At 69.2% G+C, this 23,597-nt stretch carries 18 protein-coding genes; 5 read left to right on the top strand and 13 right to left on the bottom strand.

All coding sequences use genetic code 11. The features are described from left to right. Positions 1-679 precede the first annotated feature (679 nt). Positions 680-2,215 (top strand): right-handed parallel beta-helix repeat-containing protein, encoded by a 1,536-nt coding sequence (locus ACXC9Q_RS33190; protein ID WP_457060607.1) that lies wholly within the window; start codon positions 680-682, stop codon positions 2,213-2,215. Here ACXC9Q_RS33190 and ACXC9Q_RS33185 read toward each other — a convergent pair. Both ACXC9Q_RS33185 and ACXC9Q_RS33180 read right to left on the bottom strand, forming a co-directional pair. Continuing rightward, positions 2,201-3,499 (bottom strand): O-antigen ligase family protein, encoded by a 1,299-nt coding sequence (locus tag ACXC9Q_RS33185; protein ID WP_457060606.1) that lies wholly within the window; start codon positions 3,497-3,499, stop codon positions 2,201-2,203. The genes ACXC9Q_RS33190 and ACXC9Q_RS33185 overlap by 15 nt on opposite strands. Before the next feature lie 2 nt (positions 3,500-3,501). Beyond that, positions 3,502-5,127 carry a Wzz/FepE/Etk N-terminal domain-containing protein gene (locus tag ACXC9Q_RS33180; protein WP_457060605.1) on the bottom strand — a complete coding sequence of 542 codons (1,626 nt, stop codon included), beginning with the start codon at positions 5,125-5,127 and terminating at the stop codon, positions 3,502-3,504. 172 nt (positions 5,128-5,299) lie between these two features. On the opposite strand from ACXC9Q_RS33180, the gene ACXC9Q_RS33175 reads away from it, so the two are divergent. The 3 genes from ACXC9Q_RS33175 (at position 5,300) to ACXC9Q_RS33165 (ending at position 10,794) form a co-directional block, all read left to right on the top strand. Continuing rightward, positions 5,300-7,519 (top strand): LamG-like jellyroll fold domain-containing protein, encoded by a 2,220-nt coding sequence (locus tag ACXC9Q_RS33175; RefSeq protein WP_457060604.1) that lies wholly within the window; start codon positions 5,300-5,302, stop codon positions 7,517-7,519. A 143-nt stretch (positions 7,520-7,662) separates the two neighbouring features. After that, complete coding sequence (locus ACXC9Q_RS33170; RefSeq protein WP_457060603.1) at positions 7,663-9,189, top strand: fibronectin type III domain-containing protein; 1,527 nt, start codon at positions 7,663-7,665, stop codon at positions 9,187-9,189. A 105-nt stretch (positions 9,190-9,294) separates the two neighbouring features. Further along, a complete protein-coding gene (locus ACXC9Q_RS33165) occupies positions 9,295-10,794 on the top strand; it encodes a fibronectin type III domain-containing protein (protein ID WP_457060602.1) in 1,500 nt (499 codons plus the stop codon). 57 nt (positions 10,795-10,851) lie between these two features. Here the strand turns inward: ACXC9Q_RS33165 and ACXC9Q_RS33160 are convergent, their stop codons facing one another. Genes ACXC9Q_RS33160 through ACXC9Q_RS33140 form a run of 5 tightly spaced genes read right to left on the bottom strand, consistent with a single transcriptional unit; the run spans position 10,852 to position 16,303 of the window. After that, positions 10,852-12,114, bottom strand: a complete 1,263-nt coding sequence (locus tag ACXC9Q_RS33160; RefSeq protein ID WP_457060601.1) for a hypothetical protein — start codon at positions 12,112-12,114, stop codon at positions 10,852-10,854. A 9-nt stretch (positions 12,115-12,123) separates the two neighbouring features. After that, positions 12,124-12,900, bottom strand: coding sequence for a WecB/TagA/CpsF family glycosyltransferase (locus ACXC9Q_RS33155; RefSeq protein ID WP_457060600.1), 777 nt, complete (start codon positions 12,898-12,900; stop codon positions 12,124-12,126). Positions 12,901-12,903: 3 nt separating this feature from the next. Beyond that, on the bottom strand, positions 12,904-13,887 hold the full coding sequence (gmd, locus tag ACXC9Q_RS33150) for a GDP-mannose 4,6-dehydratase (protein ID WP_457060599.1): 984 nt from the start codon (positions 13,885-13,887) through the stop codon (positions 12,904-12,906). After that, positions 13,884-14,813, bottom strand: coding sequence for a GDP-L-fucose synthase family protein (locus tag ACXC9Q_RS33145; RefSeq protein ID WP_457060598.1), 930 nt, complete (start codon positions 14,811-14,813; stop codon positions 13,884-13,886). Before ACXC9Q_RS33145 ends, gmd begins: the two co-directional genes overlap by 4 nt. Beyond that, positions 14,813-16,303 carry a sugar transferase gene (locus tag ACXC9Q_RS33140; protein WP_457060597.1) on the bottom strand — a complete coding sequence of 497 codons (1,491 nt, stop codon included), beginning with the start codon at positions 16,301-16,303 and terminating at the stop codon, positions 14,813-14,815. The genes ACXC9Q_RS33145 and ACXC9Q_RS33140 overlap by 1 nt, the downstream gene beginning before the upstream one ends. Before the next feature lie 327 nt (positions 16,304-16,630). On the opposite strand from ACXC9Q_RS33140, the gene ACXC9Q_RS33135 reads away from it, so the two are divergent. Further along, positions 16,631-17,209 carry a phosphatase PAP2 family protein gene (locus ACXC9Q_RS33135; protein ID WP_457060596.1) on the top strand — a complete coding sequence of 193 codons (579 nt, stop codon included), beginning with the start codon at positions 16,631-16,633 and terminating at the stop codon, positions 17,207-17,209. A gap of 2 nt (positions 17,210-17,211) precedes the next feature. Here the strand turns inward: ACXC9Q_RS33135 and ACXC9Q_RS33130 are convergent, their stop codons facing one another. The 6 genes from ACXC9Q_RS33130 to ACXC9Q_RS33105 form a co-directional block, all read right to left on the bottom strand. Beyond that, positions 17,212-18,111: a phytanoyl-CoA dioxygenase family protein gene (locus ACXC9Q_RS33130; protein WP_457060595.1), complete on the bottom strand. Its 900-nt coding sequence runs from the start codon at positions 18,109-18,111 to the stop codon at positions 17,212-17,214. A gap of 125 nt (positions 18,112-18,236) precedes the next feature. Then, positions 18,237-19,553, bottom strand: coding sequence for a glutamate-1-semialdehyde 2,1-aminomutase (locus ACXC9Q_RS33125; RefSeq protein ID WP_457060594.1), 1,317 nt, complete (start codon positions 19,551-19,553; stop codon positions 18,237-18,239). Beyond that, positions 19,550-20,098 carry a dTDP-4-dehydrorhamnose 3,5-epimerase family protein gene (locus ACXC9Q_RS33120; RefSeq protein ID WP_328521964.1) on the bottom strand — a complete coding sequence of 183 codons (549 nt, stop codon included), beginning with the start codon at positions 20,096-20,098 and terminating at the stop codon, positions 19,550-19,552. The genes ACXC9Q_RS33125 and ACXC9Q_RS33120 overlap by 4 nt, the downstream gene beginning before the upstream one ends. A 2-nt stretch (positions 20,099-20,100) precedes the next feature. Next, a complete protein-coding gene (locus ACXC9Q_RS33115) occupies positions 20,101-21,360 on the bottom strand; it encodes a polysaccharide pyruvyl transferase family protein (RefSeq protein ID WP_457060593.1) in 1,260 nt (419 codons plus the stop codon). A gap of 2 nt (positions 21,361-21,362) precedes the next feature. Beyond that, a complete protein-coding gene (locus tag ACXC9Q_RS33110; protein ID WP_457060592.1) occupies positions 21,363-22,307 on the bottom strand; it encodes a glycosyltransferase family 2 protein in 945 nt (314 codons plus the stop codon). Continuing rightward, positions 22,304-23,596, bottom strand: coding sequence for a hypothetical protein (locus ACXC9Q_RS33105; protein ID WP_457060591.1), 1,293 nt, complete (start codon positions 23,594-23,596; stop codon positions 22,304-22,306). The genes ACXC9Q_RS33110 and ACXC9Q_RS33105 overlap by 4 nt, the downstream gene beginning before the upstream one ends. Position 23,597 lies beyond the last annotated feature (1 nt).

Here is a 23,597-nt window from a genome sequence, read left to right as displayed (position 1 = left end):
TCGAGTCACGGCCCCCGGTTCCCGGCATCCGGCCGGCAGCATCCAGACACCCAGACGCCGGAGTCCCGAAATGCTTGCGCCCGGTGTGTGATCGGCGCGATTGCCGCGAGCTCGGACAGGTACGGGGGACCTCGGACACCGCACAGCCTGTCCGCACAGCCTGTCCGGGGCACCCAGATCGTGTCTCAGGTCCCGGGGATCGCCACCGGTCCCACCGCCGGCACGACGAACCCGCCCAGTCACCGCACCTGCCCGCAGGTGCGGGGCTGGTCGGCGGGCGGTGGCTCGCGGGGGGATGTGGCTGGGGTGTGCCAGCTCGGCAGGAGGTGTCCGCCCTGGCCCCGACATGGCCGGCTGGGGCAAGGCGTGAATGCCTCGCCCGACCAATACCCCGGGACCGACACCTCCTGTTGGGCTGGCACGCCCAGTCGGCCGAGGACGGTGCGGGCGCGGCAGCGCATCAAACCGACTTGAACGCGACAGCGGGCGGTTCGGGTCCGCGGGGCGATCTGTACCACCACCAAGCAGATACCGCCCTGTCTAGGGCGCCCGGTGCTTGTCCCAGCCCACGGTGATCGGCGAATGGACGTGCCAGTGCGTGGGGCGCGGGTGAAGGCTTGACCTTGTGGCGGGTAGTCTCTCGCAGATCTGTTCGCCGGGGGCGGGTGAAGGGACGTGGATGAGGCGTCGTGGTGTCGCGGTGGGTGGTGCCGTGCTGATGTTGCTGCTCGCGGGCTGCTCTGACTCCGGGAGTACCGGCAAGCCGCCGGAGTCGGCTCCGTCGGCTACGTCCACGGTGACCGTGCCGACGAGCCCGCCTGCCGCGGCCGCCGCGGCGCTAGGACCGACAGGTCCTGGTACGGCGAAGCCCTGCCGGGGAATCGCGATCCCCGTCGGCACGGATCCGCAGACGGTGATCGACCCCTCCCCCGAGGGCAGCGTGTTCTGCTTCGCCAAAGGCGTGCATCGGATCAGCAAGGCGATCCGGCCGCGTACCGGTGACACGTTGGGTGGCGGTGCGGGCGTCGTACTCACGGGATCCGTGCGGCTGAGCGGGTGGAAGCGGGCCGGTGATGCGTGGGTGGTGCGTGGGGTGCTGCCGGCGGCGTACCCGCTCAAGGGGCAGTGTGAGGACAACAAGGCCAAGCCGTGTCAGCTCGGTGAGCAAGTGTTCGTCGACGGCAAGCATCTGACCCGTGTGATGAGCCTGAACCAGCTGACGCCGGGCACGTTCTTCGGGGACTACGAGGCGAACGCCGTGTACGTCGGGGACGACCCGGGTGGCCGCGAGGTCGAGCTGTCCCGCACGCAGACCGCGATCGAGAAGTCGGCAGACGACGTCACGGTGACCGGGCTGACCATCGAGCACTTCGCGAGCCGGCCGCAGGGTGGTGCGTTGCAGGTCGGTCGCGGGTGGAAGGTGAACGCGAACGAGGTCCGCTGGAACCACGCGGTCGGGATCATGGTGATCGAGGGCGACGGCGCCGAGGTGAGCCGGAACACGGTCGCGGACAACGGGCAGCTCGGGATCGGGCAGTACAAGTCGGCCGGCGTACGCATCACCGCGAACCTGGTCACCCGGAACAACACCGACGGGTTCTGGATCGCGGACTGGGAGTCCGGCGGGATCAAGTCGACCCGGTCGTCGGGCGAGGTGTCGGGCAACGACATCGTGGCGAACCGCGGGATCGGGATGTGGAGCGACATCGCCGAGTACGACCGGCGGATCACCGGGAACCGGATCCGGGACAACGCGGCCGACGGGATCCGGTACGAGATCAGCTACCAGGCGGTGATCGACCAGAACGTGGTCGAGAACAACGGCTTCGGCACCGGCCGCGGCTCCGGCGGAACCCTGTGGGACGGCGGCGGCATCAACGTCAACACCTCGTCGGACGTGCAGGTCCGCGGCAACCTGATCAAGGCCAACCGCAACGGCATCTCGCTGCAGTCCCGCACCCGGGGCGACGGCCCGCGCGGCACCTACGTCCTGTCCAATGTCCTCATCGAAGGCAACCTGGTCGTCCTGAGCGCCACCGCCACCACCGGCGTCGTCGAGAACAAAGGCTCCCCCACCAAACCCGGCGCCCTCACCTTCCGCCGCAGCAGCTACCAGATCGCGGGCACGCCGGACCGCTTCGCCTACCGCGGCAAAACCATGACCTGGGACCAATGGCAGCAATCAGGCTTCGACCAGGACTCAGTGAGTAGTTAGAGCTCTGGATCGGTGGCGTATTCGGTCGGCGTCGCAGACGGCGGCGGCTACCAGTAGGTGCAGCGTCATGGAGCTGAGGTCGGAGAGGCCGCTTTCGTTGAGGGAGGCGGCCGTGACGTAGCCGAGCAGGAGGGCTCCGCAGGCGCGGATGTACGGCGTCGGCGCGCGGAGAACCGAGATCCAGGCCAGGACCAGGGCCAGCCCGACGATGATGACGGCGAGCAGGCCGGTCTCCCAGTAGAGGCCGAGCCAGCTGTTGTCGATCGCCATCACGTCGATGTCGCCCTCGCCGCGGCGCAGCAGCACCCGTTTGTTGCCGAGCCCGTGGCCGATGATCGCGGTCTGGATCGACACCTTCTCGTCCAGGACCGCCTGCCAGCTCGTGGTCCGCCCGCTCAGCGAACTGATCTGCTGCGTCCCCTGCCCACGCAACAACCAGGTATGCAACGACCCGATGGTCAGGAACGCGATCCCGAGCAGCCCAGGCACGGCCAGACTCATGATCCGCCCGGCCCACGTCTTCCGGGTGATGATCAGCGCGATCACCAGCCCGAGGGCGACCGCGGCCGCCGAGGTCCGGGTCCGGCTCGCCGCGATCAGTACGCCGCCCAGCCCGATCAACGCCCCCGCCGGGAGCAACGAGAGCTTCCGGCAGAGCAACCCGATCAGCGCCAGCCCGAGCAGGATCGCGCCGACCTCACCCACCCGCGGCGGCAGCATCGGGATGATCACGCCCTGCAGGCGGTACCCGGCGCCGAGCGACCTCAACGGCCGCCAGGCCTGCGACGGCGCGTACGCCAGACTCAGCACGACCGTTGCCGCCAGCAACAGGTGCGCCCACAGATGCGCCCGGATCAGCCGCTCCGGGACCTGCACCAGCGGCCGCCAGAGCAGGAACACCAGCACCAGCCCGATCAGGAACCGCGCCAGCCGCGTCAACGGCCCGAGCGGCTCCGCCAGCAGGAAGGCGGTGGCGCAGGCGAACAGCACGTACATCACGTACATGCTGCCGGCCGGATTGACCCGGGTCCGGAAGCCCGGCTTGGTCGCGGCCAGGGCGATCAGGAAGATGGCCCCCAGCAACAACCCCTTCATCACGCTGTTCGTCGAGCCCGTCGTACCCTGCGGCGCGGCGACCCGCGACGACCACGGCTGGACGCCGAGGACGAACAGGCACCACAGCATCAGCCAGAACCAGGCCGGCTTCTCGATCTCCCCCGCGACCGTCCCCGGCACCGGTGGCGCCAGCCCGGTGCCACCGCGGTACGTCGTCGTGGATCGCATCGTCAGCGCATCGGCGCGACAGCCGAGTCGAGTGGCTTGTAGTTCAGCGGGATCCCCAGCGTCTCGTCATGCGACGAGGCCCCGATCAATACGACGCCCAGCACCGGAGCACCCGCGAACTGCAGAGCACCGGTGAGCCGCGCGACATCCATCTCCTTGTCGAGGCCGACCTGCACCACGAGCACCGACGCGTCGACGGCGGCCGCCAGCGGCGTGATCCCGTGCCGCCCGACCGACGCCGGCCCGTGGATGACCACGGAGTACCCGGGCGGCAGATCCGCCACGATGCCCGGCACCAGCGACGGGCCAACGGCCTCCGCGGTCTCCTCGTGGTTCAACCCGGGCGGCAGCACATACAGGTCCGCGACCGTCCCGGGCCGGAACAGCTTCCGCGCCCGGATCGCCCGCGTCGCCGCCGGCTCCATCACCAGGTCGGTCAGCCCCTCGTGCCCGGTCAGATGCGGCAGCACCGGCGTACCCTCGATGTCCGCCAGGACCAGCAAGGTCTCGCGACCGTCGCGAGCGTTCGCCTCGGCCATCGCCAGCGCGATACCGGCCGAGTTCGGCGTGGGCGAGGCCGAGACCACCAGCAGCGCACCCGGGCCGCCACCGGCGAAGGCCCGCGGGTTCAGCTCCCGGCGAGCCAGCGCCCCGCTCGCCTCGGCGCCCAGAGCGGTGATCTCGTACTGCGGTAGTTCGGGAGCGGCCCGGTGCCAGAACCGGCGGCGGTGCCCCTCGGAAGCCGCAATGACCGGCGAGCTCGCGGCGCGCGCCGCCTGGTCACGGGTCAGGATGTACGGCGTCAGGTGCGACCGGAGCAGTGCGAGCCCGAAGCCCAGCACCAACCCGAGGATGCCGCCGACCAGGATGTCGCGGGCCACAATCGGCGACGAGCTCGCGGTGTCGGTCGTGGCCGGCGTGGCCAACTGGCTGCCCGCGCCGACGGCCGTCAGCGCCTTGAGCATCGCGGCCGAGTCGTCCGCGGCCTGGCGGGCCTCGGTGGCCAGCCCGACCCGCTGGTCCCGGTACGCCGCGGCGGTCTGGTTGTCGCCTCGCTGGACCGCCTCGGTGATCTGGCTGACGAGGCTGCGCGACTGCTTGTTCGCGGCCGTCGCTCGGTCCTGCGCCTGCGCGGCGAGGTTCGTCAGCAGTGCCTTGGCCTCGTCGTTGCGCTGCTTGAGGTAGATGGTCGAGATCGCGTTGGCCCGCTCGACCGCCTTCGCCGCGGTCGGGCCGTCGGTGGTGACCAGGTAGGCGTTGTCGGTAACAGCCTTCACCCGGGTCACCGAAGCCAGGTCCTGAAGAGTCTGGTCGTCGTCCGGCATGCCCAGCGACTGCACCACGGCCCGCAGCAACGTCGGGCTGGCCATCACCCGGGCCTGCGTCTCGGCCGGCAGGTCCATGCCCAGCGGGCCGGTCTTGTCCGCGCTCGTGGACAGCTTCCCGACCAGGGCCGGCGGGACCGCCGGGCCGATCACCAGCTGGCTCGAGGCCGTCCAGCGCGGAGTCTGAGAGAGCGCAAACACGGAGGCGCCGACCAGTCCGAGCAGGATGCAGCCCATGATCAGCCACTTCTGCCGTAGCAGTGACTGGGCGGTCTCCCGCCAGACCACTGTGCCCGGTTCCATCCGATACCTCACTCCCTCGCGCCAGCGCCCCAGGATATAGGCACATGGGCGCGCTGTGGACACAGCATCTCGTCCTGTGCCCTACTCTCTTCCTCAGAGTTCTCGGGGGCAGGTGAGAACTATGTACGGCGCCGTGAGTGGCGCCCGTGTGTCCGAGGGGGGACATCGCAGGATGAAGAAGAGATGGACGTTCGCGCGTCTGGGGGTCGTGGGCGCTCTGATCGCCGGGTCACTGGTCTTCGTGCTCGCGCCGCCGGCGCAGAGCACCGAGGCCTCGCTCGCGGCGACTGCCGGTCCGAGCTGGCAGACCAACGGCAGCGTGCAGGGCATCGCGGTCGCGGCCGGTAAGGCGTACGCCGGCGGCCGGTTCACCAGCGTCCGCCCGCCGGGCGCGGCGGCCGGGACCGGCGAGGTCGGCCAGGCGTACCTGGCCGCCTTCGACGCCTCCACGGGGGCGCTGGTCAGCTCGTTCAACCCGGTCCTGAACGGTCAGGTCTACGCGGTGGCCGCCACCGCGGACGGCTCGCGGATCTTCGTGGGCGGTGACTTCACCACCGTGAACGGCCAGACGCGGAACCGGATCGCCGCCTTCGACACCGCCACCGGCGCCCTGGTCGCGAACTGGAAGCCCTCGGTGTCCTTCCGGGTCAAGTCGATCGCCGTCTCCGGTACGACGGTCTACTTCGGCGGCTCGTTCGGCCTGGTGAACGGCGTGGACCGGCTCCGGCTCGCGGCCGTCACCACGGATGTCGGCACCCTGTTGCCCTGGGCACCCGCGGTGAACGGCGACGTATACGCGGTGGATGTCGCCGACGACGCCTCCAAGGTGTACGCCGGTGGCCAGTTCAGTACCGTCAACGGCACCAACCAGAACACCGTGACCAGCCTCGACCCGGCAACCGGCGGCGTACTGCCGTTCCCGGGCGCGTCCGCGGTCCCGCCGCCGAACGGCTCCTGCACCACGCGGGTGAAGTCGATCGACGCGAGCGGCGACACCGTGTACTTCGGCAACGGCGGTGACGGCGGCGGCTGCTTCGACGGCACCTGGGCGGTCGACATCGCGACGAACGCGCTGAAGTGGAAGAACCAGTGCCTGGGCGCCACCGAGGCGGTGAAGGTCGTCAACGGCTGGCTCTACAAAGGCTCGCACGCCCACGACTGCGCCAACCAGGGTGCGGGCGGCTTCCCGCAGGGCTTCGACTACCGCTTCCTGCTGAGCGAGAAGCTGACCGACGGGTCTCTCGGTCCATGGTTCCCGAACACCGACGCCGACCCGAACAGCGTCACCAACGTCGGCCCGCTGGCCTTCGCGACCGGTGGGAACGACCTGTGGGTCGGCGGCGACTTCCTGCACGTGAACGACGTGGCCCAGCAGGGCCTGACCCACTTCACGAACGCGGCCCCGGGTGCGGCTCCGGCCAAGCCGGCCAAGCTGCTTCCCTACAGCGTCCAGCCGGGCGTGGTGCAGATCAACTTCCCGACCGTGCTCGACAACGACGACAGCACGCTGACCTACCGGCTGCTCAAGGGCTTCAGCAACACCACGATCGCGGCCTGGACCGCCGCCTCGAAGCCCTGGGACCGGCCCTGGCTGCACTTCACCGATTCCACCGCGGTTCCGGGTGAAGTGACGAACTACCGGGTCGAGGTGACCGACGGCAGTACGACGGTCCGCGGCAACTACTCCGACCCGATCACGGTCGCCACCACGGCGTCGACGGCGTACGACCAGATCCTCAACGCGGACGGCCCGCAGGCGTACTGGCGCCTCGGTGAAGCGGCCGGTACGACGGCCTCCGTCGACGCCTCGGGTCAGAGCAACAACGGCACCTTCACCGGCGTCACGCTGGGCACCGCAGGCGCGGTCGCCGGCAACACGGCCATGACGCTCAGCTCGACCTCGGGCCGGATGGTCGGCGAGAAGGCGTACAGCATGCCTCAGCAGTTCACGGTCGAGGCGTGGGTCAAGCAGAGCGGCGTCAACCGCGGCGGCCGCATCATCGGCTTCGGCAACTCCAAGACCGGGAACAGCGGCGGTGGCGGCGACCGGATGCTCTACATGCGCACCAACGGCTCGGTCGTCTTCGGCGTGAACGACGGCACCCAGCGCACCCTGACCAGCATCTCGGGCAAGAACGACGGACTGTGGCATCACGTCGTCGGCAGTTACGACAACGGCACGATGAAGCTGTACGTCGACGGCGCGCTGGCCGGCAGTGCCCTGGTCGGCCCGGCGTCGGTGTACTACGGCTGGTGGCGCGTCGGGTACGACAACACCAGCACCTGGCCGGGTGGCGGAGCGACGCAGACCGGAATGGGAATCGACGAGGCCGCGGTCTATCCCTACGCGCTCACTCCGGCGCAAGTGCAGTCTCACTACTCGGCCCGCTGACCGGGTCTGACCGGGAGTTCTGCCACAAAGTCATAACGCGAGGAGGGGGTCCGCTTCCGGTGGACCTCCTCCAACGCTAATGTCCGCCTCTGGTGCGTGATGAGGCACGTACTGTTCGACCCCCGCCTGTCCGAAGGACATAAATGAAGAAGTTAGTGCTGGCCCTTGTCACCGGCGCGGCTGTACTGGCCGCGGCGCTGATCCCCTCCGGACCTCCGGTGGAGGCGGCGACTCCGGGCTTCGGCTCCGCTGTCTCGGCGATCAAGCAGACCTCGTGGCAGACCAACAACAGCGTGAACGCGATCGCGATCTCCGGGAACACCGTGTTCGCCGGTGGTCTGTTCACCCGGATCCGGCAACCAGGTAAGCCGGCCGGCCAGGGGGAGGCCGCCCGCACCTACGTCGCCGCGTTCAACCGCACCACCGGCGCACCGACCTCGTTCGCGCCGGTCCTGAACGGCCCGGTCTACAGCATCGCCACCAGCCCGGACGGCAACTGGGTGGTGATCGGCGGTGACTTCACCACTGTCAACGGCATCAAGCGGAGCAAGATCGCGATGTTCTCGGTCGTCACCGGCAAGATGGTGTCGGCCTGGGACCCGGTCGTCGCGGCCCGCGTCAAGGCGCTGGCGATCTACGGCAACAGCGTGTTCATCGGCGGCGCGTTCACCAAGATCGACGGCGCGGTCCGCAACCGGCTCGGCGCGGTCCGGCTGATCCAGGGCGACCTGCTGCCGTGGAACCCGAACGCCAACAGCGACGTGTACGCGATCGACGTGTCCGACAACGGCACCCGCGTCTTCGTCGGTGGTCCGTTCAGCACGATCAACGGCGCGGACCACTACTCGCTGGCGATGCTGAACAACACCACCGGTGCGGCCTTCGCTTTCCCGGCCGCGGCGGCGATCCCGAAGCCGACGGCCACCTGCACGACGCGGGTGAAGGACATCGACACCCTCGGCGACAACGTCTATGTCTCGAACGGCGGTGACGGCGGGGGCTGCTACGACGGCGTCCTGGCCGCGCAGGTGTCGACCGGCAAGCTGCTGTGGCAGAACAAGTGCCTGGGCGCGACCGAGGCGATCAAGGCGATCGGCAGCTGGCTCTACAAGGGCTCCCACGCGCATGACTGCTCGTCGTCGCCGAACGGTTTCGGCAACGGCACCGGGACGCACTACCTGCTGGTCGAGAGCGCCATCAACGGCAACCTGGGCCCCTGGTACCCGAACACCGATGCGAACCAGAGCAGCACCACCCAGGTCGGTCCGCTGGCGATGGCCGGTACTGCGACCGACCTGTGGGTCGGTGGCGACTTCCTGCACGTCAACGGACAGGTCCAGCAGGGCCTGACCCGGTTCACGAACGCGCCGGGTGGCGCGGCTCCCGCCGTACCGAAGGCGCCGATGGTCACAGCGACGTCGTCCGGCCGGGTGTACGTGAAGTACTCCGACGTGTACGACGTGGACAACATCTCGCTGACCTACAACGTGTTCCGCGGATCGACCAACGTCGGTTCGAGCAAGTACAGCACGTACTACTGGCAGCTGCGGAAGTCCTACACCGTGACCGACCGGGGGCTGAAGCGCGGGTCGACGTACACGTACCACATCGAGGTCCACGACGGGCGCAACATCATGAAGAGCCCGTCGGTGACCGTGAAGATTCCGTAGGAACTGTCCCGAACGAAGGGGTCTGCCTTTTCGGGCAGACCCCTTCGTCGTAGGCAACCGAGCGGGGGCTCCCGGACGTCTAGGGGGTAAGGGGATGGGGGGAACATGGGGAGAAGATTGTTTGCTGCGCTCGGCGCCGCCGGCCTCGTGCTCGGCTTGGCGCCGGCACAACCCGCGGTCAGCACCGGGGCCGGCCTGACCGCCGTCGCCGGATCGGCATGGCAGACCGATGCCAGCGTGCTCGGCCTGGCCGTTGCCAAGGGCAAGGCGTACGTCGGCGGCCGGTTCCTGAAGGTCCGTCCGCCGGGAGCGGCGGCCGGGACCAACCAGACCAGCCGGACCTACCTGGCCGCGTTCAACCAGAGCACCGGTGCCCTCGACACCGGCTTCGATCACGTGCTGAACGGGATCGTCTGGGCGATCGTCGCGTCCGCGGACGGGTCCCGGGTGTACGTCGGCGGCGACTTCACCCGCGTCGACGGCCAGGTCCGGAACCGGATCGCAGCCTTCGACACCGCGACCGGCGCACTGGTCGCGAACATCAAGCCGAGCGTGTCGTACCGGGTGAAGGCGCTCGCGATCGGCGGGCCCAGCCTGTACTTCGGCGGCTCGTTCGGGCTCGTCAACGGCGTGGCGAGGAACCGGGCGGCCGCGATCAGCACCGTCAACGGCAGCCTGCTGCCGTGGAACCCGAACGCGGACAACGACGTGTACGCGATCGACGCGGCCGACGACAACTCGAAGGTCTACCTGGGCGGGACCTTCGCGAAGGTCGGCGGGACGAGCCGGTGGGCCGTTGCGAGCGTGAACAACTCGACCGGTGGGCTGTTGCCGTTCGCCGCGGCCTCCGCCGTACCCCTGCCGACCAGTGGATGCACGTCCCGGGTCAAGGACATCGAGACGTCCGGGAACCGGGTGTACTTCTCCAACGCCGGCGACGGCGGCGGGTGCTTCGACGGGACCTGGGCGGCGGATGTGGCCACCGGCAACTTGGTCTGGAAGAGCACCTGCCTCGGCGCGACCGAGGCGCTCACCGTGGTGAACGGCTGGCTGTTCAAGGGCTCGCATGCGCACAGTTGCCCGGGGGCGTTCAGTGACGGCACCGGCGGGCACTTCCTGCTGCTGCAGAACCCGGTCAACGGGTCCCTCGGGCCGTGGTTCCCGAACACGAACGCCGGGCCGCCGACCGAGGTCGGCCCGCTCGTCTCGGCGACCGGTGGAAGCGATCTCTGGGTCGGCGGCGACTTCACCAAGGTCAACGGCGTGGGCCAGCAGGGTCTGACCCGCTTCACCAACCTCGGCCCCGGCGCCGCGCCCCTCGGCCCGGTGCTGCCGACGCTGTCCAGTACTACGGCCGGCCAGGTGAAGGCCACTGTCCAGACCTCGTTGGACAACGACGACATCACCCTCACCTATCGCTTGCTGCGCGGTGCGAGCAACACGGTCGTCGCCACCACCACGGCCAACTCCACCTTCTGGAGCCGGCCGAACATCACCCTCACCGACACGACAGCCCTATCCGGCACCTCACAGATGTACCGCATCGAGGTCTACGACGGCCACAACACCGCCCGGGGCGGCTACTCCACCATCACCATCCGCTGAGCCCTTTACGTCCGAAGAAGTGTGGCCTGTAGACCTCACTTCTTCGGACGTAAGGAATCAATTGGCGCGGCGGTGGGCTGTGATGGCTCGGTGGGCCTGGATCCACCAGAGGAGGAGGGTGGTGAAGGAGGCCGTGGCGAGGCCCCAGGCGGCGCCCTTCGCGCCCCAGAGGAAGGCGCCCCCGACGCCGCAGATGATCAGGATGACCGAGGAGATCAGGCGGACCCGGAGGCCGCGCGTGGCGGCGGTGAGGGCGCGCAGGATGGCGAAGGCGCCGGCGTTGGAGGCGCCCAGGGCCTGCAAGAGAATGACCGGGATCAGGACCTCGTGGGCCTGGGTCCAGACGCCCGGGCCGAGGAGCTGACGACCCACGAATGGTGGCAGCAGCAGGAAGATGGCGCCCCAGGCCAATGCGCCCGCACCGACGCCGAAGGAGATCGCGAGGCCGACCAGCCACAGGCGGCGGTAGGAGTGGCGGAGGGCACGGGCGGCTTCGGGGACGGAGATCATCCGGATGCCCTGGTTGAGGACGTTCACCGGGCCGAGCAGCACCTGGGCACCGCGGATGCCGGCAGTGGCCGCCAGCCCCGCGGCCGCGGTGATGCCGAGCATGTAGACCTGGATCGTGCCGGACACCGCGAGCATCTCCCCCACGTACTTCGGGCTGAGATCCCAGTTCCGCCGTACCCACTCGCGGATCAGCTGGCGCCGCGGTGAGACGCCGGCCTGGAACCGCCCGGCTATCGCCGCGATCATCGCGCCCAATCCCCATGCGAAGGTCAGCGAAGGCGCCGACGCCGTATCGGTGAGATAGAGCCCGCCGAAGATCGCCAGCATCGCGAGCAGCCAGATCAGGTCGTTGACCAGGGCCTTCTGCCCCTCACCCACCACGAAGAACGCCCACCGCCACGCGTCCTGCAGCAACAGCCCCGGCATCGTCACCGCGAAGGCGATCAGCACTCCCTTCGACGGAACGCCGGGGAACGCCGCGATCGCCAGGCCGACGAGCATCGCCAGGAATCCGGCCAGCAGCGCAGTCGCCGTACTGGCTCGCACCGCCCGTTCCCAGTCGGGCGTCCGCGCACCGGAGTGGCGGACAGCCAGCGGCTCGGTCGACACCGCGCGAGACACATTGAGAGCGATCGTGTAACCGCCGAAGGCCAGCGCGTAGACACCGAAGTCGGCGACCGTGCTGGACCGCGCGACCACTACTCCGACCGCGAGATTGCTCAGGCTGGACAGCGCCTGGTCGGCCAAACCCCAACTCGCGCGACCGGCCGGTCCGGCCAGCCGACGTAGCTTCGGCCGCCGGAACTTCACCGCCTCACTCTAGAGTGGGCGCGGAGGATGGCGAAGAAGGCCCAGGCCGAAACGCGGGATGCCGAGGAGATACCGGCGCCAGAGGCGCTTGGGCTCCTTGTACAGGCGGTAGCTCCACTCCAGGCCGGATCGCTGCATCCATAGTGGCGCGCGGTCGAGGCGGCCGGTGTGGAAGTCGAAGGCGGCGCCGACGCCGATCAGGATCGACGCGTTCAGCCGATCCCGGTGGTCGGCCATCCAGCGCTCCTGCTTGGGTGCGCCGAGTCCGACCCACACGATGTCCGGGCGGGCCGCGTTCATCCGCGAGACGACCTCGGCGTCCTCGGTCTCGGTGAGCGGCCGGTACGGCGGGCATTCGGCACCGACGACCTTCAACGCGGGGTGGCGCTCCTGGAAGGTGTCGCCCAGTTCCTCGGCCACGCCCTCCGCGCCGCCGTAGAAGTACTGCGTCCAGCCGCGGTCGGCCGCCTCCGCCATCACCCGCTCGAGCAGATCGGGTCCGGCGACCCGGTCCATCCGCTCGAAGCCGGCCTTCTTACCGGCCCACACCAACGGCATGCCGTCCGGCACCGTCAGGCCGGCCGTGTTGTACACCTCGGTCAGCCGCTCGTCGGCACGGGCGTGCAGCAATGCGTTCATATCGGTCACGCACACCAACTGCCGCTCGTCGCCGTCGATCCAGCGCGCGAACGTCGCGACCGTGTGGTCCAGATTGGTCACGCTGACATGGATGCCCAGGACATCGACACGATCCGCGGCGGCCAGCTCCGTGTGCATATCGGTCATCTGTCAGTCCTCCGGGGTCAGCGCGGCCAGGTCGGCGTCGACCATGATCCGGACCAGCTCGGGCACGTGAACCTGGGCTTTCCAGCCGAGCTCGGTAGTGGCTTTGGACGCGTCCCCGATCAGCGAGTCCACTTCGGTCGGGCGTTCGTAGCGCACGTCGTAGTCGACGTACTCCTCCCAGTCCAGCCCGGCGTGGGCGAACGACAGTGCGACGAAGTCGCGGACCGAGTACGACGTACCCGTCGCGATCACGTAGTCGGCCGGGTTGTCGTGCTGCAGCATCCGCCACATGGCCTCGACGTACTCCGGTGCGTAGCCCCAGTCGCGGCTGGCGTCCAGGTTGCCCAGGTACAGCCGGTCCTGCCGGCCGAGCTTGATCGCGGCGACCGCACGGGTGATCTTGCGGGTCACGAACGTCTCACCGCGACGCGGGCTCTCGTGGTTGAACAGGATCCCGTTGACCGCGAACATGTCGTACGCCTCGCGGTAGTTCCGGGTCATCCAGTAGCCGTACAGCTTCGCGGCGCCGTACGGCGAGCGCGGGTGGAACGGGGTCTCCTCGTTCTGCGGCGGGGGCGTCGCGCCGAACATCTCCGACGACGACGCCTGGTAGAACCGGCAGTCCAGCCCGATCATCCGGATCGCCTCGAGCAGCCGCGTCGTCCCCATCCCGGTCGTGTCACCGGTGTACTCCGGCTCGTCGAACGAGACCCGCACATGGCTCTGCGCGGCCAGGTGGTACACCTCGGACGGCTGGATCGACGCCAGCAATGTCACCAGCCGCGACCCGTCCGTCAGATCGCCGTAGTGCAGGAACAGCCGCTTGTCCTTCGCGTGCGGATCCTCGTACAGGTGGTCGATCCGCCGCGTGTTGAACGTCGAAGCGCGCCGGATCAGGCCGTGCACCTCGTAGCCCTTGGCGAGCAGCAGCTCGGCCAGGTACGACCCGTCCTGCCCGGTGATCCCGGTGACGAACGCCTTCTTCATACGGCCCGCTCCTGATACCAGGCGTACGTGGCGGCTACACCGTCGTAGAGGTCGATGGACGGCTTCCACCCCAGCGCGAGCAGCCGGCTCACGTCGAGCAGCTTGCGCGGCGTGCCGTCCGGCTTGGACAGATCGTTGCTGATGGCACCGGTGTACCCGACCACGCGGGCGACCAGCTCGGCCAGCTCGCGGATCGTCACGTCCGCACCGACCCCGACATTGATCGGCTCCGGTGCGTCGTAGTGCTCGAGCAGATGCAGGCACGCATCGGCCAGGTCATCCACGTGCAGGAACTCGCGCCGCGGCGTACCGCTCCCCCACAACACGACCTCAGGGGCATTGGTACGACGAGCCTCGTCGAAGCGGCGGATCAGCGCGGGCAGAACGTGCGAGCTGGTCGGATCGAAGTTGTCGTTCGGCCCGTACAGGTTCGTCGGCATGGCCGAGATCCAGGGCAGGCCGTACTGGCGTCGCACTGCCTGGACCTGCATGACCCCGGCGATCTTCGCGATCGCGTAGGCATCGTTGGTCGGCTCGAGCTCACCGGTCAGCAGACTCGACTCGCGGATCGGCTGCTCGGCGTACTTCGGGTAGATGCAGGACGACCCGAGGAACAGCAGCCGCGGTGTGCGGACCTCGAGCGCCGCGTCCATCAGGTTGACCTGGATGCGGAGGTTGTCGCTGAGGAACTCGGTCGGGTGGTCCCGGTTCGCCAGGATGCCGCCGACCCGCGCCGCCGCGTCGATCACCACGGCCGGCCGGTGCTCGGCCAGGAACGCGAACGTGGCCGACCGATCCCGCAGGTCCAGCTCCGACGACGACGCGCCGATCAGGTGGGTGAAGCCGGCCGCCTCCAGGCGACGCCAGATCGCCGAGCCGACCAGGCCGCGGTGACCCGCGACGTACACCGGTGCATGAGGGTCCATCAGTACGCTCCCGCGCCGTAGATCACCGCACGCACGGTCTTCCAGAGGATCAGCAGGTCCAGCGTCATCGACCAGTTGTCGACGTACCGCAGGTCGAGCCGGACCGACTCGTCCCAGGACAGGTCGCTGCGGCCGCTGACCTGCCACAGGCCGGTGATCCCGGGCTTGACCAGCATCCGCCGCGAGTCGTCGGCGGCGTACAGGGCGACTTCCTCCGACAGCGGCGGGCGCGGGCCGACCAACGACATGTCGCCGCGCAGCACGTTGAACAGCTGCGGGATCTCGTCGAGCGAGAACCGCCGGATCCACCGGCCGAGTGGAGTCATCCGCGGGTCGTCGCGCATCTTGAAGATTACGCCGTTGCCATCGCTCAGTGCGTACAGATCCCCGAGTCGCTGCTCGGCATCGGCGTACATGCTGCGGAACTTCAGCATGGTGAACTCGACGCCCGCCCGGCCGACTCGCTGCTGCCGGAACAGCACCGGACCAGGGCTGGACAGACGGACGGCCAGCGCCAGACCGATCAGCACCGGCGCCAGCAAGACGATGAATCCGAGGGCGACGATCCGGTCGAAGACGGCCTTCATCAGGTGCGGTCCGCCGCTCACCGACGGGCGCTCCAGGTGCAGCAGGGACAGGCCGGCGACTGGGCGGACAGAGATCCGCGGGCCGGCCACCTCGATGATGCCTGGCGAGACGATCAGCTCGATGCCGCGCTGCTCCAGCGCCCAGGACAATCGGCGCAGCGACTGCCCTGCCAACTCCGGATCGGTCGCGACCGCGACCACCTCGACCGCATGCCGATCGGCGGCGGCCAGAATGTCCGGCTCGGCCAGCTCCTCCGGCTGCAGCGGCCCGTTCGCGTGCGCGTCGCCGCGCGGCCGGCACGTCGCCACCACCCGGAACCCGTCGGTCGGGCGGCTCTCCAGGTGCTCACACAGCGTCGCGGCCGGACCGCTACGCCCGACCACGAGAACCCTGTGCATGCAACGGCCTCTGACCCGATGCCGATGCAGGTCCTTCCGCAACGCGTACCGCAGCACCAACGCGGAACCGACCATCACCGGAATCGCCAGGACGACGAAGCCGCGGGCGATCTCGGTCTTGGTCACGTACGACGCCATCGCGACAGCGGCCGTGAGACCGACACCCGAGCGCAGCAGCGACCGGAACTCGTCCGGACCGGCGCCGAAGTACCGCGGGTCGTAGCCCTTCGACAGGGCGACCGCGCCGACCCAGGCCAGCGGCAGCACGCTGCTCACGATCAGGTAACTGCTGCCGACGTGGTAGCCGAAGCGAGTCAGCAGGGCGATGGAGACACCGAGCATCGCGGCGAGCAGGTCACCGCCCACGGCGGCCCAGCGATACACGCCGACCCAGCGCGGCTCGGTCGACCGCGACGGCAGTGGGACGATCGCCGGCACCTCGTGCGGCACCACCCAGAGCGGCCGGCGGCCATCGACCGCATCCGGCGCCTCTGCTCCGCTCACCCCGGCCCCTCGTCTCACGCTGCCAACGCCCGAACACGGTGCGTGCCCGGCGCAGTCTGCAGTCTCCCTGTCAGAACTGTCAAACGGAGATCGTCACCAAAGGTGACGGCAAACCTACTTGCCACACATCCCCAGGAGTTCACCCGCCCGTCGGCGGTGCGACATGGCAGAGTACTACGCGTGAGGGCCTGCTACGACGCCGACTCGAGAACCCTTGGATAGAATTTGCGTGGGGTGGGGGGATTGAGCCAAGCCGGCGCTGATCGTGCGCGCGCAGGGGTCCGACCGGCCGTGGTGCCGGCGCTCCGGCGGTCAGTGCTGCCGCTGATGGTGCTCGGACTGCTCCTACTCACTGTGCCCGCGGTGGCGTACGCCGGCGACACCCGACCGGGGCGGCTGGATCGATGGCTCCAATCGGTCGTCGACCACACTCCGTCCGCCGCGCGGGACAGCGCTCTCGCGCTCGACTGGCTCGGTGAGCCGACCGGCCGGGCTCTCCTGGTGCTCGCCACCGCGGCGGTGTGTCTGCTCGCCGGGCGCCGCGCCCTGGCCGTGACCGCGGTGGTTGCCTCGGTCCTGACCGCCGTACTGACGACCGGGCTCAAGTACGTCGTCGATCGCCGGATCCATGACGGTTTCCTGTCCTACCCCAGCGGACACACCGCCGCGCTCGCGGCCATCGGCCTGGTGCTGGGACTGTTACTGGCCGACCTGCTCCGCGCCGGCCCGATCCTCGGTACGGCGCTCGTCCTCGGACTCGGCGTACTCGGTGGAGCGCTGATGGCGTGGGCGCAGATCGACCTGACCGCGCACTACCCCACCGACACCGTCGGTGGGGTAGGCAGCGCACTCGTTGTCGTCCCGGCGACAGCACTGCTGATCGACCGGCTCAGACGACAACCCTGAAATCAGGCGACGTCGTCGTCGACCTTCGGAGTGTCGAAGGCGTCGACGACCTCGGCCGGGACGTGCTCCAGGTCGCTGACCCGCAGGTAGTCGCCCATCGTCGTACCGGTGCACTCCGAGTCGATGTTCGGTGCGGTCAGGCCCCCAACGGCATCGCCCAGGTGTACAGTCCGCAGATCGATGCTGAACCGGGTCCGCCCCGATGTGTTCGGCACGCTGGAGTGCAACTGGGCCCCGGAGAACAGGATGATGCCGCCGGGCTTGCAGATCGGCCGGATCTGCGGCGCCAGTTCGACCTCCTCCTCCGGCACCGGCTGGATCCGGGTGTCGGTGCCGATCTGGGTCGCGGCGATCTTCCGGCTCGTCGCGTTCCACTCCGCGTAGTTGTAGACCCGGGAGCTGTTCCGGACCGGGGTCTGCCAGTACCTCGGGTGGAAGGCCAGCCCGTTGTCGTCGCTGATCGCGAAGATCGGCAGCCACCAGTTGAGCTGGAAGTGCGGCGCCGAGTACCACGTGTCGCGGTGCGGATGGAACGCGAACGCGATCCCGGTGGTGAGGTAGTCGTTCGACGTCGAGCTCCGCATCCGCGGCACGTCGAAGTACGTCTGCTCCTCGTCGCAGCCGAAGTCGGCCAGCATCTCCTGGATCAGCCGCTTCGACTCCGGGTGATGGATGAACGCCGGCTTCAGCTCGGCCAGCAACGCCGCGTAGTCCTCGACGGCCATCTCGAACTGCGCCGTCTCCGGATCGAGCGGCGCGAAGGCCTCCCGGGCCATCGCGGCCGCGAACTCCGTCAGCGCCAGCGTGGACGGCCGCGGCGAGTAGACGAACAGGTCGCCGGCGTACAGCTTCTGCCTGCGTTCGTCGTCGCCGAACTCGGCGTCGACATAGATGGAATGCATGATGAACCCCCCTCTCGTCGAACCGGCTCCTTACCGGCTCGGACCAAGTCCCCGTACCCCAGCCGGCTGCCTCGAGAGGTCATCGGCGGGCGCGCCCCCCAGCGCGTCGTGTCTATGTATAGCCGTTACGTGTAACGGCGGAAGACCGGTTTGACCGGGCGGCCGCCCATCCATCCCTTCGGGTCGCCGGTGTCGAGTGCCTCGCGGTAGACCGCGCACGCTCCGGCGACGACCTCCACCGTCCGGGCGATGTCCTCGTCGGTGAGGGCCGCGCTCACCACGAACGACGGGCCGATGACGCCGCCGAGGATTAGTTCCCGGAGGAAGAGCGTGCGGTACGGCTGCGACGGCGTCAAGGTCTCGTCGAGCGTCGCGAAAACCATGTTGCTGGCCCGGCCGCGGACGAGGACGTGATCCTGGACCCCAGCCGCGGCGGCGACCTCGCGGACGCCGGCGGCGAGCTTGTCACCCAGCTCGTGCAGGCGAGCCGAGATGCCTTCCTCCTCGTAGACGTTCATGGTGGCGATCGCGGCCGCCAGGGCATGCGTCTCGGCGCCATGGGTCGTGCTGAGCAGGAACACCCGCTCATGGTTGTCCCGCAGTCCCCCGCGCTCCATCAGCTCGCGCCGACCCGCCAGCGCCGACACGGCGAACCCGTTGCCGAGTGCCTTGCCGAAAGTGGAGAGGTCCGGCGCCACGCCGTACAGGCCCTGTGCGCCGGAAGCCGAGAAGCGGAAGCCGGTGATCATCTCGTCGAAGATCAGCAGCGCGCCGTGGCGGTGGGCCAGGTCGCGCAGGCCTTCGAGGTACCCGGCCGGCGGGTCGTGCTGGGTCGCCGCCTCGAGGATCAGGCAGGCGACCTGGCCCTCGTGCTGGGTGAGCAGTTCCTCGGTCGCGGCCAGATCGCCGTACGGGAAGCCGATCGTCAGCTCGCCGATCTCGCCGGGGATGCCGGCTGACATCGGCGTCCGGGCGATGAACCAGTCGTCGATCGAGAAGAACGCGTGGTCGGAGCAGAGCGCGATCAGCGGCCGGCCGGTGACCGCGCGGGCCAGCTTGACCGCGGCGGAGGTGGCGTCCGAGCCGTTCTTCGCGAACTTCACCATCTCGGCCGTCGGGACCGTGGCGAGGAACCGTTCGGCCGCATCGAGCTCGATGATGCTCGGGCGGACGAAGTTGCTGCCGCGGTCCAGCTCGCGCCGGACCGCCTCGATCACCTTCGGGTGCGCGTGCCCCAGGCTGACCGCACGCAGGCCGGAGCCGTACTCGATGTACTCGTTGCCGTCGACATCCCAGACGTGCGCGCCCGCGCCGTGCGAGATCACCGGCGCCATGTCCTCCGGATACTGGTCCTCGCCCTTGGCGTAGGTGTGCGCGCCGCCGGGGATCAGGTCCTGCAGCCGCTTGTTGGCCGCGACCGAGTTGCCGAACGACGTGGTCATGACAGCCTCGCGGTGGCCAGGGCGAGGGATGGAGCCGCCTTGTCCCGGTCGGACATCAGCGTGACCGGCAGCGGCCAGGGAATGTCGAGGTCCGGATCGTCGAACGCGATCGAGACGTCCTCGGACGGGTCGTGGGCCCGGTCGATCCGGTACGACACGTCGGCCGGCTCGGTGAGCGCCTGGAACCCGTGCGCACACCCGGCCGGGACGTAGACCGTCACCTGGTTGTCGCCGGTCAGGTCGAAGACCTCACGGTTCCGGTACGTCGGTGAGCCCGGGCGCAGGTCGATCACGACATCGAACACCTCGCCGTACGAACAGCGGACGAGCTTGGCCTCGCCCGCGCCCGCGCGGATGTGCATCCCGCGGACGACGCCACGCCGCGAGCGGGAGATGCTGTCCTGGACGAAGGCGTCCGGGTCGAGGCCGGCCCCCTTCACCACATCACGGTCGAAGGTGCGCGAGAAGAACCCGCGCTCGTCGCGGTGCGGGCTCGGCCGGAACACCAGCGCACCCGCGATTCCCGGTACCTCGATGACGTCCATCGCTATTCCCCCTGTTCGATGTCCACCGCGGCGCGGGGCGTCGTATCGGCCCCGAACAACGCAGCGGACAGTACTTCGTACTGCCGCTCGAGTGCCTCGGCGTACTCTGCGTTCCGTGCACGCATGGCTGGGACGACCGCGGCCGCCCGGGCCTCGAGCGCGCGGAACTGATCGATGAGCCGCGCCACGTCGAGACCTTGGATCGGCTGCCGGAACTCGGCCAGCCGCATCTGCTCCATCAGCAGGTCGCTCTTGGTCCCATAGCTGATCGAGATGGTCGGTATCGACAGCTTCAGCGCGGACAACACGTTGTGATAGCGCGAGGCGACCACTACGTCGGTTCCGGCGAGCTGTTCCATCAGTTCGCCGAGCGAATCGGCCGGCTCGCTGATCAACCGATCCTCGGCCAGGTCCGGCCGGGTCTGCCGCAGGTCGTCCTGGACCGCTTCGACCGCCGACAGGTCGCTCGGGTCGCCGATGACGAGGCGGATCCGGTAGTCCTGGTCGACGAGCCAGCGGGCGAACTCGACGATCTTCGCGGTGTACTCCGCGTAGATCTCGTCGGCCCGGGCCCGGTCGGCGTTGGTGCCGTGATAAGCCATCACTCCGAGGCCGACCGTGCGCCGCGACTCATCGGCCGGCGCCGGCTCGGCGGGTTCGGGCAACGCGAAGGCCAGGTCCGGGTAGACCTCGTCCCCACTCGTGTCGAGACCCATCTGCCGCATCGCGTCCCGGGAGTACCCGTCCCGGTAGGAGCGGTACGACGCAAGTCGCGCGGCCCCGGTGAACAGCCACCGCAGCGACCGCTCGCGGGCCACGTTCGCGCCGACGTTGACGAACGCGGTCTTCGTGCCGGCCATCCGCGCCGAGAGCGTCATCAGGAACAGTGCGTACGGCCAGCCCCACGGCCGCAGCTCCAGCGTGGTCTCGAACACTCCCATACCGGGCACGATCACCACGTCGTATTGGCGGAGCAGCCGCGGCATCCGGACCAGGTCGGCCACCTTGCCGAACGCCTTGCGCGCAACGGAGTCGAGCCTGGAGCGGCCAGGGCCGTTTTGCTGGTACCAGGTGATGGCGACCGACGGAATGCCGTACTGCTGCTCGAACACCTCGGGTCCGGCGCACACACAGCTGATCTCGGCCTCCGGGTGCCGGGTCCGGACGAAGGCGAGCATCGCATCGAGCGAGCCGTGGTTGCCGATGTTGCCGGATCCCAGCAGGCCGAAGAACGCGACCCGCGGCCTGCCTGCGTCGTTCATGCCTACGAGACCTCCCGGCCCCGGACGACTCCGGAGCTCTCCGGGATCGCGGTCGGCGGCGTCGCCGGCTTGCTGTCCTCGATCCGGCCCGTCGAGCGGCGTACGGCGCGGTTCGCCAGCCAGCGGGTCAGATGGCCGTAGCACTCCCGCCGGTCGGCCGACGACAGCGGCGCCCGCCGGATCCCGCCGACGAAGCCGCCGATGTACTCCGAGACCAGCCGGACGGTGGGATGCCGCAGCCGGCTCGCCCGCCGCGGCTCCATGTTCGCCGACCGGGACCGGATGGTCGGCTTGGCCCGCTCGGCCCGGTCGGGGTGATCGCGGCGGAAGAAGAGCAGCTCGGGCACCTGGTGGAACCGTCCGTACAGGGCCAGCTCGGCCATGATCGTCCGGTCCGAGTGGTGGTAGCTGCCGTTCAGCGGCGTACGGCGCAGGATGTCGGAGCGCATCACGCCGTAGAAGTCGTCGCCGCCGACGTCGAACAGCAGGCTGCGGAACCGGTCCGGTGCGTGCGGGTTCGCGGTGTCCAGCGGGTAGTCGACCTTCAGCACGATGTCGCCGTTGCCGTCGATGATCGCCTGGTGGGCGTGCGCGAGGACCAGGTACGGGTCGGCGTCCAGCGCGTCGATGCAGCGGGCCAGCAGGTCCCGGCCGTAGAGGTCGTCGTACGACGCCCACTTGAACAGCTCGGTGCTGGACTGGTCGAACGTCCAGTTGTGGTTCGGGGTGGCGCCGATGTTGACCGGCTGTTTGAAGTAGCTGATCCGCGAGTCCTTGGCCAGGTACTCCCGGCAGATCTCCTCCGTGCTGTCGGTCGAGGCGTTGTCGGAGATGATCAGGTGGAAGTCGCCGTAGCTCTGCCCCAGCAGGGCGTCCAGGGACTCCGTGAGGTACTTCTCGCCGTTGTAGACCGGAAGGCCGACACTCAGCCGCGGTTGCGCGTTCATGTGCTCCTCATTTCAGGCATCTCCTGCCGGTCAACCGCCGCGGCCGGCTCAGGCTTCAGCTCCGCTTCCAGCTGCTTGCGTTCGCGGACCCCGATCCGCAGCGTGAACCACCAGACGAAGGCGGCGCAGAACGTCGCGCACGCGGCGCCCCAGGCCGACCCCTTGGCGCCACCGATCACACCGCCGGCAACACCGCCGACCAAGTAGAACGCCGAGGCGCACAGCTGCGCCCGCAGACTGCGCCGGGCGACCCCGAGCGCGCGCAGGCCGGCCGCGGCGCCGGTGTTGAACCCGGCGTTCGCCACCGACAGAGTTGCCGGCAGCAACAATGCTGAGGAGGTCAGCCAGACCTCACCGAGCAGCGCGTGCCCCCAGGCGTCCGGCAAGGCGACCAGCAGTACCAGCCCCCAGGCCAGCGCCGCGACGAACTGCGCGCCGCCGAGCGCCAGGCAGAAGATCGGCAAAGCCCGGATCGATCGCCGCAGCACCCGCGCCGCCTCCGGCACCGCGACCAGGCCGACGCCGGACAGCACGATGAAGAACGGTCCGAGCAGCATCTCGGCGCCGCGGACCGTGCCGACCGCGGCGACCCCGGCGAACGCGCCGAGCCCGTACATCCGGAGCTGGTAGGCGCCGCTGATGGTCAGGTTCTCGGTCAGGTAGCGCACGCTGAGATCACGGTGGTCCCGGAACCAGTGCAGCGCCCGCGACACTCGCGGCATGATGCCGGCCTGCAGCCCGCTCACCAGCGCCGCGAACGCTCCGGCCCCGCCCCACGCCAGCACGAACCTGGTCACACTCGCGTCCTGCGAGGCCAGATACAACAGCGGCACCAGGGCGAGGGCCCAGGTGATGTCGCTGACGAACGCCTTGCCGCCTTGCCCCGATGTGAAGAACGCGAACCGCCAGCTGTCCTGCAGCATCAGTCCGGGCAGCACGATGCCCAAGGCGATGAATCCCGCACCCGTGTGTCCACCGAGCAGCGCACCGACAGCGGCACAGGCCGCGCCGAGGATCAGGCCGACCGCGATCGCCATCCCGGACGAACTCGCGACCGCCGTCCGCCAGAGCGGTCGCTCGACCCCGCTGAAGCGCACGGCCAGCGGATCGGTCCCCAGGCCACGCGAGATGTTGACCACCACGCCGTACGTCACCCACGCGAGGCTGAACGCGCCGAACTCCAGCGCTCCGAGCTCGCGGGCGACGACGATGCCCACCACGAAGCTGACCAGGCTGGTCACAGCCTGATCAGCCAGTCCCCAGGTGAGGCGGCGCAGGACTCCGCGCATT

The organism is Kribbella sp. CWNU-51, from assembly GCF_054073265.1.
Note: the sequence above shows the minus strand (reverse complement) of the source record. Positions and strands in the feature narration are given on the sequence as shown.